The sequence below is a fragment of the Gordonia desulfuricans NBRC 100010 genome (assembly GCF_001485495.1).
GTDB lineage: Bacteria > Actinomycetota > Actinomycetes > Mycobacteriales > Mycobacteriaceae > Gordonia > Gordonia desulfuricans.
This window is the reverse complement of record NZ_BCNF01000179.1, coordinates 1-11760: the sequence shown is the minus strand read 5'-3', so window position 1 is coordinate 11760 and position 11760 is coordinate 1. Positions and strand designations below refer to the sequence as shown.

10 protein-coding genes are annotated in these 11760 nt (G+C 67.6%); 6 read left to right on the top strand and 4 right to left on the bottom strand.

Going from position 1 to position 11760, the window contains the following annotated elements; all coding sequences use genetic code 11:
- Window positions 1–201 precede the first annotated feature (201 nt).
- The 3 genes from GD1_RS23030 to GD1_RS23020 are packed head-to-tail and all read right to left on the bottom strand — an operon-like array spanning window position 202 to window position 3672.
- Window positions 202–1179, bottom strand: a complete 978-nt coding sequence (locus GD1_RS23030) for a quinone oxidoreductase family protein (protein WP_059039830.1) — start codon at window positions 1177–1179, stop codon at window positions 202–204.
- Window positions 1176–1973: a PaaI family thioesterase gene (locus GD1_RS23025; RefSeq protein WP_059039829.1), complete on the bottom strand. Its 798-nt coding sequence runs from the start codon at window positions 1971–1973 to the stop codon at window positions 1176–1178. Before GD1_RS23025 ends, GD1_RS23030 begins: the two co-directional genes overlap by 4 nt.
- Before the next feature lie 4 nt (window positions 1974–1977).
- Window positions 1978–3672: an AMP-binding protein gene (locus GD1_RS23020; protein WP_020790836.1), complete on the bottom strand. Its 1695-nt coding sequence runs from the start codon at window positions 3670–3672 to the stop codon at window positions 1978–1980.
- Window positions 3673–4024: 352 nt separating this feature from the next.
- Between GD1_RS23020 and GD1_RS23015 the strand changes: the two genes are divergently transcribed.
- From GD1_RS23015 to GD1_RS25570, 3 genes are all read left to right on the top strand, one after another.
- Complete coding sequence (locus tag GD1_RS23015) at window positions 4025–5476, top strand: aldehyde dehydrogenase (RefSeq protein ID WP_059039828.1); 1452 nt, start codon at window positions 4025–4027, stop codon at window positions 5474–5476.
- Window positions 5477–5544: 68 nt separating this feature from the next.
- A complete protein-coding gene (locus GD1_RS23010; RefSeq protein ID WP_059039827.1) occupies window positions 5545–6432 on the top strand; it encodes a helix-turn-helix transcriptional regulator in 888 nt (295 codons plus the stop codon).
- A 51-nt stretch (window positions 6433–6483) separates the two neighbouring features.
- A complete protein-coding gene (locus tag GD1_RS25570; protein WP_244882973.1) occupies window positions 6484–7395 on the top strand; it encodes a helix-turn-helix transcriptional regulator in 912 nt (303 codons plus the stop codon).
- On the opposite strand, the gene GD1_RS23000 is transcribed toward GD1_RS25570, so the two are convergent.
- Window positions 7343–7660 (bottom strand): 2Fe-2S iron-sulfur cluster-binding protein, encoded by a 318-nt coding sequence (locus GD1_RS23000; RefSeq protein ID WP_059039825.1) that lies wholly within the window; start codon window positions 7658–7660, stop codon window positions 7343–7345. The two genes, GD1_RS25570 and GD1_RS23000, sit on opposite strands and share 53 nt — an antisense overlap.
- A 300-nt stretch (window positions 7661–7960) precedes the next feature.
- Between GD1_RS23000 and GD1_RS22995 the strand changes: the two genes are divergently transcribed.
- The 3 genes from GD1_RS22995 to GD1_RS22985 all read left to right on the top strand — a co-directional run bounded on the left by GD1_RS22995 (window position 7961) and on the right by GD1_RS22985 (window position 11696).
- Window positions 7961–9292 carry a cytochrome P450 gene (locus tag GD1_RS22995; RefSeq protein ID WP_020790825.1) on the top strand — a complete coding sequence of 444 codons (1332 nt, stop codon included), beginning with the start codon at window positions 7961–7963 and terminating at the stop codon, window positions 9290–9292.
- Entirely contained in the window at window positions 9289–10530 is a 1242-nt protein-coding gene (locus GD1_RS22990) for an NAD(P)/FAD-dependent oxidoreductase (RefSeq protein ID WP_059039824.1), read from the top strand. The genes GD1_RS22995 and GD1_RS22990 overlap by 4 nt, the downstream gene beginning before the upstream one ends.
- A 62-nt stretch (window positions 10531–10592) precedes the next feature.
- On the top strand, window positions 10593–11696 hold the full coding sequence (locus GD1_RS22985) for an NAD(P)-dependent alcohol dehydrogenase (protein WP_059039823.1): 1104 nt from the start codon (window positions 10593–10595) through the stop codon (window positions 11694–11696).
- The last annotated feature ends 64 nt before the right edge of the window (window positions 11697–11760 follow it).

The window sequence follows — 11760 nt, the reverse complement described above, 5'->3', positions numbered from 1 at the left end:
GAGGAGCGAAGCGACAAGTCGAGTCGAAACCTCACACGGCCGAACTCACCAACGCCACCACCCCAAAAGTGGTTGCGAACACCGCCACCCCAGCAGGTTTCGACACGGGTCCTCGCCTAACGGCTCGGTCCCGGCTCAACCACCCAAAGCTGTAGCAGCGGCTCGACCATCGAACATTGCAGTGACAGTTGGTGATTGCACTCAGGGGACCAGGACGATCTTTCCGTACTCGCCCCCGGATTCCAGACGGCGATGGGCTTCGGCGGCATCGCTGAGTGGATAGGTGGCGGCGATCGGCGGTGGGGCGACATCGCCGGCCGCGATCAGGTTCATCAGACCCCGGAAGTCCTCGGGACCACCCATGGTGGTGCCGAGCAGGCTGAACTGCCCGAAGAAGTACTTGCGTACGTCGAGGGTGACGTGCTCGGCGACGTTGGCGCCGAGGACGACGAGCCGACCGCCGGGTCGCAGGGCCCGCAGCGAATGGTCCCACAGGCCGACCGGATCGAGGACGACGTCGAATCCCTTTCCGCCGGGCGAGAGTTCCTTCACCTCTTCGGGCCAGGAGTCCCGCGTGTGCAGCACACCGCCGGCGGCACCCGCGGCGCGAGCACCCGCGAGTTTCTCCTCCGACGAGCCCGTCACATGGGTATGTGCCCCGATACCGCCTGCCAGCGACAACGCCATGGTGGAGACGCCCCCACCCGCCCCGATGATGAGCAGCGACTCACCCGCCCGGAGTCCGGCGCGGGTCACCAGGGCACGGAAGCTGGTGACCCCGACCAGGGGAAGCGCTGCGGCCTGCTCCCACGAGTACCCCGCGGGTTTCGGTGCGAGGCATTCCTCGGGCACGTTCACGTACTGGGCGTAGGTGCCCGGCGTGGAGTCGCCGAGGATCTGGAACCCGGCCCCGGGCGCATCCGTCCGGTCGCCCCAGAACAGGGACGGCAGGATGAGGACTTCCTCACCGGTGTCGGTGCGGACACCGGCACCGTCGGCGCCGGGGGTGTGCGGCAGCGGCGAGGCGTACCGGCCCCGACGGACCAGCACGTCGTGCCAGTTGAGCGCGGCGGCACGGATCTCGACGGTCACCCATCCGGGCCGGGGGTCTGCCAGGTCGACGTCGGTGGGCACGAGCACCCCCGGATCGCCGAACTCCGACATCACGATCGCCTTCATGACTCGTACCGCCGGAGAACGACCGTGGCCAGCGCACACGGTTTGCCCGACGAGTTCGCCGCGGCCACCCGCACGACCATCAGCGACCGGCCTCGATGGAGCACCTCTGCGCGAAAACCGGTGGTGTCGGCGGCATTCCCCGGACGCACATAGGAGATGTCGATGCTGGTGGTCCGCAGCTCGCCGTGCGCATCGACCGCCGACATCGCCGCCAGCTCCGACCCGACGATCAGGATTCCGCCGTGGATGTTCCCCATGCCGTTGGCCGCGAACGGTGTCGGCGCCAGCTCGACGACGCCCGATCCGAAGTCCTGCACACCCAGTGCCTCACGAAGTGTCACCTCCGGAGCGGGGGCCGCGATGGTCGCGGCCGTACTCGTGGGCTGCTCTTCGACGGCCACGAGATGTGATCGCTGGGTGATCAGGGCGACGGTGGCCCCGGCGGCATCGACCACCGATCCGCGCGTCGCCCCGCCCCGCTCGTCCCGCGCCACGAGCTCGCCGGTGATCGAGACGGCCGCGCCGTCGACCGGCGGATCGACCAGGAAGTCGACACGGATACCGAGACTGACCGGCCATTTACCTTGCGGCGCACCGGATGCGATGACGTACCCGGTGACATCGTCCAGCGGGACGCCGAGCGCACCCCGGCACACACCGGCCACCGGATCGGCCAGCCAGGGACCGGCGGTCATGGACAGTTCCGCCGACGTCGCCGACAGCCCCACCGGATCGACCCGCAGCAAGGCCTCCGCACCGGAGACCACGAACTCGGTCGATGTCGATGTCGTCATCTGTTCAGTGTGCCCCAGCCGCCGTGGGCTGCTGCAACTCGTCGGCGATCTGCTTGCGCAGCACGTGCTTCTGGATCTTTCCGGTCGCCGTCATCGGCAGCGAGTCGATCGGGATGACGCGCTCGGGTGTCTTCTGCACGGCGACACCGCGATCGGTGAGGTATGCGCGCAGTTCCTCGACGGTGGGCGCGGTGTGACCGTCCTTGGCGACGACGTAGCAGCACACCTTCTCGCCCAGCTTCTCGTCGGGCATGCCGACGACGGCCAGCGCCAGCAGGTCGGGATGGCCGGCGAGCTTGTCCTCGACCTCACGCACACTGATGTTCATCCCGCCACGGATCACGATGTCCTTGGTGCGGCCGGTGACCCGGACGAATCCGTCGGCATCCATGACGCCGAGATCGCCGGAGCGGGAGAATCCCTCGGGGGTGAAGAGTTCGGCGGTGTCCTGGGGCCGGTTCAGATACTCGATCATGTGCGACGGACCGCGATAGGCGATGTCGCCCTCGGCCCCTCGGGGTACCTCGTAGCCGTCAGGACCGACCACCTTGACCTCGGCGCCGGGCAGTGCGGAGCCGTCGGAGGTGATCGCCCGCGACGGATCGTCGCCGACGGTGCAGGTGGTGGTCGACAGGTTCTCGCTGCGACCGTAGAGCGAGAGGATGCGCGCCTGCGGCAGTTTCGCGGTGGCGTTCTCGACCACCGTGGCCGGGATCGGCGAGCCGGCGCAGGTCCACATCCGCAGCGTCGACAGATCCGCGGTCGGGTCCTCCTCGGCCGCGGCGATCAGGGTCTGCAGGAAGGTGGTCGCGGTGACCGCCGAGGTGCAGCCGAACTTCGCGATGTCGGCGAGCCCAGCCTGCGGGGTCCACTCGGCCATCACGTGCGTGGCCGCACCGGCCATCAGCGGGATCAGCACGCTGGTCACCAGGCCGGTGGTGTGCGTGATGGGCGACGGCCCGAACTGCACGTCGTCCTCGGTGTGACCGAAGGCGACGGTCAGCATGCGGGCACCGGAGGCATAGGTGTTGAAGGTGTGCACACATCCCTTGGGCCGCGAGGTGGTCCCGGAGGTGTAGACGATGACGAACGGATCGTCGGGATGCACCCGGATGTCGAGTTCGGCGTCGGCGGCAGCCGGATCGACGTCGGTGAGGATGAGATCCTCGAGCACCCGGATGTCACGCTCGGCCAGTGCCGGCCGTACCGACTCCGGTGCGCGGACCGCCACGATGGTCTCGAGGGTCGGCGAGTCCTTGCGGATCTCCTCGAACATGCCGGCGTAGTCGAATCCCTTGAACTCGAACGGGGCGATCGCCACCGACACCTCGGCGTCGGAGACGACGTGTGCGACCTCGTCCTTGCGGTAGATCGGCATGATGGGGACCATCACGGCCCCGATCCGTGCGAGCGATGCCGCGACGACGATGAATGCCGCCCAGTTGGGAAGCTGCACGGCCACACGGGCACCCGCCCGGACCCCACCGCGATGGAGTCCGACGGCCAGCTGCTGCGACGAGGTGTACAGCTCGGCGAAGGTCAGGGCGTGCACCCCGTCGGTGACGAAGACCTTGTCGGGCATCGACTCGGCGCGCGACCGCAGCAGTTCGGTGAAGTTCTCGTCGGCCCATTGGCCGGCGGCGTAGTACTCGTCGATCTGTTCCTGGGTGTAGCGACCCAGGTTGCGTCCACCGCTCATGATGTGGCCTCCATCTCATCGTCTTGCATACGTCCAAAGGTTAAAAAGGTCTGACCGAAAAATCAATAGGGTTCGGTTGTCCGATTTCGGACCCGCGCAAAGATCACCCCTCCGGGGGAATTCGATCCCCCATCGGGGGCATCTTCATTGGTCAGACCGAAAAGTTGATTGCGCCGGTGGCCCCGACTGGCAATTCTGGAGTGACACCGTTCACATTCACCGGGAACGGTCCCCCGCGGATTGCAGGGCTCGCCCGATCCGGGACGGCCTCCGATCCGAGGCCTTCGGAGCGACCCCGACTCCCCACGATCACCACCCCAGAAGCACTATCCGGAATCGAGACAGGAGCCCCATGACCACCATCGACTATCCCGAGCTGTACCTCGGCGGAGCGTGGCACCGGCCCACCACCGCCGACCGCATCGAGGTGCGTTCCCCGGCCACCGAGGAGATCATCGGGTCGGTGCCGGCCGGCGCGCCCGGTGACATCGACAACGCCGTCGCCGCAGCCCGCAACGCCTTCGACGATCCGACCGGCTGGGCGACCTGGCATCCCAAGCAGCGCGCCGAGGTCCTCGAGCGGCTCGCCGCCGAACTCGAGTCCCGGGCGGGTGAGACCGCCCGCCGTGTGACCATCCAGAACGGCATGCCGATCTGGCTCGCCGAGCAGTTCGAGGGCGGCTTCCCGTCGATCCTGGTGCGCTACTTCAGCGACATGATGGTGAACTCCGCCGAGGTCGACACCCGTCCGGGCATGCTCGGCGGGACCGCCCTCGTCTCACGCAAGCCGATCGGCGTCGTCGGCGCCATCGTGCCGTGGAATGTGCCCCAGGCGATCACCTTCCTCAAGCTCGCACCCGCGCTCGCCGCCGGCTGCACCGTGGTGCTCAAGCCCGCCGAGGAGACCGTCCTCGACGCCTTCCTGATGGCCGAGGCCGCCCTCGCCGCGGGTCTGCCCGAGGGTGTCCTGAACGTGGTGCCCGGTGGACGCGAACTCGGCGCCTACCTGGTGGAGCATCCCGGCATCGACAAGGTGTCGTTCACCGGTTCCACCGCGGCCGGGCGCGCCATCGCCGAGACCTGTGGCCGGCTGCTGCGGCCGGTCACCCTCGAACTCGGCGGCAAGTCGGCCGCCATCCTGCTCGACGACGTCGACCTGGGTGCCTCGATGGAATCCCTTTTCGCCGCAACACTGTTGAACAACGGCCAGATCTGCTGGCTCAACACCCGCGTACTCGCACCCCGGTCGCGCTACGGCGAGGTCGTCGATGCGATCACCGCCCTGGCATCGTCACTGGAGATCGGCGACCCGCTCGATCCGGCCACCAAGATCGGCCCGCTGGTCTCGTCCCGTCAGCGGGACCGCGTCGAGGGGTACATCGCCAAGGGCAAGGCCGAGGGCGCTCGGCTGACCACCGGCGGCGGCCGCCCGGCACTCGATTCCGGATGGTTCGTCGAACCCACCGTCTTCGCCGATCTGGACAACACCGCGACCATCGCGCGTGAGGAGATCTTCGGCCCGGTCCTCTCGGTGATCCCGTTCGAGGACGACGAGCAGGCCCTGGCGATCGCCAACGACAGCGACTACGGCCTCGGCGGCACCGTCTGGTCGTCGGACATCGAGCGTGCGTCGGCGCTGGCGAGCCGCGTGCGTTCGGGCACCGTCGGGGTGAACCACTACTCCAACGACCCGGTCGCACCGTTCGGCGGGATCAAGAACAGCGGGATGGGCCGCGAGCTGGGACCCGAGGGACTGCACGCGTTCCAGCAACTGCACACCGTCTACCTCCCGCCGGCGGGCTGATCGGAGGGTCGTCGAACACCATGTACACTGTGCGCCATATCACAGCCCGCCCCGAAGGAGGCGACTCCATGTCGAATCCGGAGACGCCGGATTCGCAAGCACGTGCGCTGACCGCGTTCTTGCGGAATCTCCGTGCCGCCGACCTCGACAGCTTCGCCTCGACCGCGGTGGCCTCGGCGTGCACCGATCTCGGGTTCTGCAAGGCGATGTTCTCGTGGGTCGACGGTCCCGCGTGGCGGCCGGCGGCAGTGTTCGTCTCCCCCACCCTCGACACGGTGTTCGACGACCTGATCGACGCAGTGGACGGGTCGGCGGTACCGCTTCTCCGGGCGCCTCGCGAGGCCGACCTGGTGCGCTACCGCCGACCGTTCATCCTGGGGAAGAAGGACTACCGGCACTCCTACCGCCCACTCATCGACCTCTCGTATCCGGCCGCCTATGCAGCCGCACCCATCGTGGCCTTCGGCCGGACGGTGGCGATCCTGCACGTCGATCACCACGCCGACGCCGTCGGCCCCGAGGATCTGACGCTGCTGGCCCGCAGTGCACACCTGTGCAGCCTGAGTTACTCCACATTGGAGCGACGGGCCCGGGTGCGCGACCAGCAGACCGCGGTACGCACAGCCCTGGCGGCAGTGTCGCCGCCATCCGGACATCCGGCCCAGTCCGACCGTATTCCGCTGTCCGACATGGTATTCGGCACATCGACGACAGCCTCGGGGACAGCGGCCCCGGTGACGACGGGCCCCATCGACAGCCTCACCGACCGGGAGCACGAGGTGCTACGCCTCTTGGCGACCGGGGCGTCGAATCGTTCCATCGCCGAACATCTGTACATCTCCGACGGTACTGTGAAATCGCATGTGCACCGGATCTTCCGAAAGGTCGGCGTCCAGACACGCGCACAGGCCACGGCGCTCTACCGGGCCCGGACAGCACACACTTCGGCGTCGTGAGTGCGCCGCACCCCACACGCCTCGATTCTCCGGCCCCGAGCTACGTGAGCGGTGACGACATTCGTGAGCGGTAACGGCGGTTCCGCCCATCTGGACCGGGCGATCGTCGCGATCACCCAGGCGCGCAACGAGAACGAGATCGCACTCCTGCTCGCCGAGTTCGGCGCCGTACTGACCGGCGCCGACGCCGCAGAGGTCGTGGAGATCGGCGAGGACGGCGGCCGACGTGTGTCGCATTCGCTCCCCTGCCCGGACCTCTACGCCGGGCTCGGCGCCGAGGACTGGTCACGGATCGTGCGTGGTGCGCTCGACGGCCCGACCGTCATATCCCCCGCCATCATATCCCCGACCGGCATCTCCCCGACCGGCACGCCCCCCTCGGCGCGCACCCGCGTCGTCACCTGCGTCCCGGTGCTCTCGGATGCACCACTCCTGCCCGATGCGCCCGTTCTCACCGATGTGCCCGCATTCCCCGGAACCAGAACACGATCGGCACTTCTCCTGGCCGGCCGACCGGCCCGGGACGGGCTCGACGAGGTGACCCTGCTGGCCGAGGTCGCCGCAGCGGCAGCCGAGAGCATCGCCGCCCGGCGTTCCCTGCGTCTGCATTCCGAGCAGCTCGGCCTGCTCGGGGCACGGTTGATGACGTTGGCCGACAGGAACATCGACGACGATCTCGGCTCGGGCCCGCAGCCCGAGGACGATACCGCGACGACCACCGCCGATCTCACCGACCGGGAACGGGAGATACTGGAGGTGGTCGTCTCCGGGGCATCGAATTCCCAGATCGCCGAGCGCTTCACGATCTCGGTGGAGACCGTGAAGTCGCACGTCAAACGGATTCTCCGGAAGCTGAACGCCGCCAACAGGTCCGAGCTGATCGCCAGATACGGCGGACTCGGTTCGGCCGTCACAGCCCCGAATCCACCACCTCCACATGGATCTCGTCCTGATCCGAGATGATCAGCTGGCATGCCAACCGTGAATTGGGTTGCGCGCCCTCGAGGAACTCGACGAGTTCCAGTTCCTCCTCCGTGGGGTCGTCGAACTGTGCGTGGGCGCCGGCCGGGAGGTACACATGGCAGGTCGCGCACGAGCAACTGCCACCACACTCGGCGACGATGCCGGGAAGATTGTTGCGAACGGATCCGTCCATCACGCTCTGACCCGTGGGGACCTCGACGGTTCGCGCCTCGCCGTCGGGAAGATGATAGGTGACCTTGGCCATGGGAACTCCTGGTGGTGAAGGGGATCGCGGACCGGCGACCACCCGGCGGTACTGATACGCAGGACTGGGATCGGTTGCGTGACATCGATTCTGAGGAGCACAGATCGTGGAGTTCATCACCAGGGCGGGGGATCGGCATCCCCCATCGGGGTGAACCGCCCTCGTCCGCCGTCATCGGCGTCACCCCGGCCGCTCCGATATCCCTCCAGCGGCCACCGCGTCCCCCACTCCAGGGTGACGCCCGTCACTCTCTCGTCGCAGAAACTGGTCGTACCACAGCCATTCGACGCAGGAGATCCCATGACCTCAACGATCCGGCCGGAGTCCGACACCACGGTCCCCGACGATGTCGCCGCACAGATCGTCCTCCCGGAGGGACATCGCGACGACGATCGCCTCTTCGAGGCCTACCGGTGGTTGCGCGACAACCAGCCGCTCGGGCTCGCATCCGTCGACGGGTACGACCCGGTGTATCTCGTGAGCAAGCATGCCGACATCATGGAGATCGAGCGTCAGCCCGACATCTTCACCAGCGCCGGGGGCGAGAACAAGGGCGCCTTCAATCCCATTCTCGCCAATCGCGCCGGCGACGAGTTCACCAGGTCGATCAACAACGGCAGCCTGCGCATCCTGGAGACGCTCACCTACCTCGACCCGCCGGAACACACCGTCGTCAAGGACATTGCCGCCGAGTGGTTCCGGCCCAACAACCTCAAGCAGTGGGAAGACGCCATCCGGGTGCTCGCCCGCGAGTCGGTGGACCGGCTCCTGGCCACCGACGGCCGGATCGACTTCGTCAAGGACTTCGCCCTGCAGTACCCGCTGCACGTGATCATGAGCCTGTTCGGCGTCCCGGAGTCCGACGAGCCCCGCATGATGACCCTGACCCAGGAGTTCTTCGGGACCGCCGACCCCGACGCGGCCCGCGATGACGTGGAACCGTTGACACCGGATGCCGCCGCCCAGCAGTGGGTGGCCACCATCAACGACTTCTACGCCTACTTCGACGAGCTGCTGATGGACCGGCGGGCCAACCCGACCGGCGATCTGGCATCGATCATCGCGACCGCGACCACTGCAGACGGCGACTACTTCCCGAAGGAGGTGGCCTACGGGTACTTCATCGCGATCGCCACGGCAGGCCACGACACCACCTCGTCGACGCTGGCCGGCGGGGTGCGGGCGATCGCACAGAATCCGGGACTGCTCCAGCGGCTCCAAGGGGATCTCTCACTGGTCCCCAACCTGGTCAACGAGTCGCTGCGGTGGGCGTCGCCGGTCAAGCACTTCATGCGAACAGCCTTGCAGCCCTACACCCTTCGAGGTGTCGATCTGCACCCGGGTGACCGGTTCATGCTGCTGTACCAGAGCGGAAACCGCGACAGCGACGTGTTCGTCGATCCGGATGTGTTCAACATCGACCGCCGGCCCAACAAGCACATCGCCTTCGGATACGGGCCGCACATGTGCATCGGCCAGCATCTGGCCAAGCTCGAACTCAAGATCATGTTCGAGACCCTGCTGCCGCATCTCGAGGCCGTCGAGCTCGACGGCGACGCACGGTTCATCCAGACGAACTTCGTCGGCGGCCTGAAGAACATGCCGGTACGGCTCACCCTGAGGCAGCGGTGACCACACCCCAGGGTCCGGTCGTCATCGTCGGCGCCGGGCACGGTGGCGCCGGAATCGCCGCACTGCTGCGGCAATCCGGCTTCACCGGTCCGGTGACCCTCCTCGGGACCGAGGAACACCACCCCTATCATCGGCCGCCCCTGTCGAAGAAGTTCGACGACGCGACACTGCGGCAGCTCCTGCGTCCCGAAGAGTTCTATGCCGGCAACGCGATCGACCTGCGACTCGGGGTCACCGTGAGCGAGATCCGGCGGGACGAGCGGGTCGTGGTGACCGAGACCGGCACCCAGATCCCCTATGCCACCCTCGTGCTGGCCACCGGCTCCCGCCCGCGGGTCCTCGACGTCGCCGGGTCGTCGCGGTTCGATGTGCACACCCTGCGCACCATCGACGACGCGGGCGCGCTGCGCCGATCACTCTCGCGCGGTGGTGATCTGGCGATCATCGGCGGCGGTTATGTGGGGATGGAGGTCGCCGCGGTCGCCAGGAATCGGGGCATCGCCGTCACGGTGATCGAGCGCGAGGACCGAATCCTCGCGCGCGTCGCCGGGCCGGAGCTCTCGTCGCTGCTCACCGAGCACCATCGGCGTCACGGAGTTCGCATCGTGACCGGGCGATCGGTCTCGGAGGTTCGCGGGGTGGGCACCGAGGTCACCGGCGTGACCCTCGACGACGGAAGCGTCATCGACTGCGGCACGGTACTGGTCGGTGTCGGTGCCGTCGCCGCCGAAGACCTGGCATCCGCCGCCGGGTTGGCCTGTGACGGTGGCGTTCTCACCGACGACGACGGCCGCACCAGCGATCCCCATGTGTTCGCCATCGGCGATGTCGCCCGCCGGCCGGTCGCCGGATACGACGGTCTGCGTCGTCTCGAATCGATTCCGGCGGCCACCGAGCACGCCAAGCGGGCGGTGGCGGCGATCCTCGGACTCGAGCCCGGCCGCACCGAGGTGCCCTGGTTCTGGTCGGATCAGTTCGACCTCAAGCTCAAGATCGCCGGCCTCGTCATGCCCGACGACCGGGTCGTCACCCGCCGGTCGCCGACCGGGATGTCGGTGTCGTTCTTCCATATCCGACCCGACGGCACCGTCGGCGCGGTCGAGGCGGTGGACGCACCGGCTGACTTCATGGCGGGTAAGAAGCTGATCGAGGCGGGCGTCACGGTCGATCCGGCCACTCTGGCCGATCCATCGGTACCGCTGAAGCAGCTCATCGCGCGCAGTGTGGCGCACACGTGAACCGAGGGCCGAGAACCGGCCGAAACTCATCCATCTGAGATCCCAACCCACGAGGAGCAATCATGAAATCCACTGCAGCCCTGCTGACCGGTGTCGGCAGCGACTTCGAGATCGCCGAGATCGACATCGACGGCCCGCGTCCCGGTGAGGTGCTGGTCGAGATCGCGGCCGCCGGACTCTGCCACACCGATCTCGCGGCCCGTGACGGCGTGTTGCCGATCGAGTACCCCGGGGTCGTCGGCCACGAGGGTGCGGGCACCGTGATCGCGATCGGCGAGGGCGTCACCAAGGTCGGTGTCGGCGACCGGGTCAGCCTGACGTTCAACAGCTGCGGGCACTGCCACACCTGCACCACCGGACGCCAATCCTACTGCGAGAACTTCAATCTGAAGAACTATGGCGGTGTCCGCGACGACGGCAGCAAGCCGCTGCACCAGGACGGCCGGCCGGTGGGCGGCATGTTCTTCGGTCAGTCGTCGTTCGCCACTGTCGCACTGGCGAACGAACGCAACACGGTGAAGATCGATGCCGACATACCGTTCGAGATGCTCGCCCCGCTGGGTTGCGGTATCCAGACCGGCGTGGGCGCGGTGACCCGATCCCTGAAGGCACAGAAGGGATCGACGATCGCGATCGCCGGCGGCGGTTCGGTGGGACTGGCGGCGGTGATGGGCGCGGTCCTCGCCGAGTGTGCGACGATCATCGTCGTCGAGCCCAATGAACGGCGTCGTGCGCTCGCGCTCGAACTGGGTGCCACCCATGCGCTCGATCCCGCGGCAGGCGATGTCACCGAACAGATCCGGGTAATCGTGGCACGTGGTGTCGACCACGTCCTCGACACCACCGGAATCCCGGCCGTGGTCACCGCACTCATCGGCGCCACCGCGGTCCGCGGATCGGTCGGCCTGATCGGCGTACCCTCGGATGCCACCGCCGCCATCGAGCTCAACATCATCGCCGTGCTCACCCTCGGCCTGACCGTCATGGGCATCATCGAGGGGGATTCCACGCCGGACGAGTTCATCCCCGAACTGGTCGAGCACCACCTCGCCGGCCGCCTCCCCCTGGAGAAGCTCGTCACCACCTTCCCGTTCGCCGAGATCAACTCGGCGGTGAAGGTCCAACACGACGGCGGTGTGGTGAAGCCGGTGCTGATGTTCGACTGATCCGCGTCGACAATCGTCCGGCCCGGGCGAATGCGGATATGCTGCACCCCGGAACGCCACCACG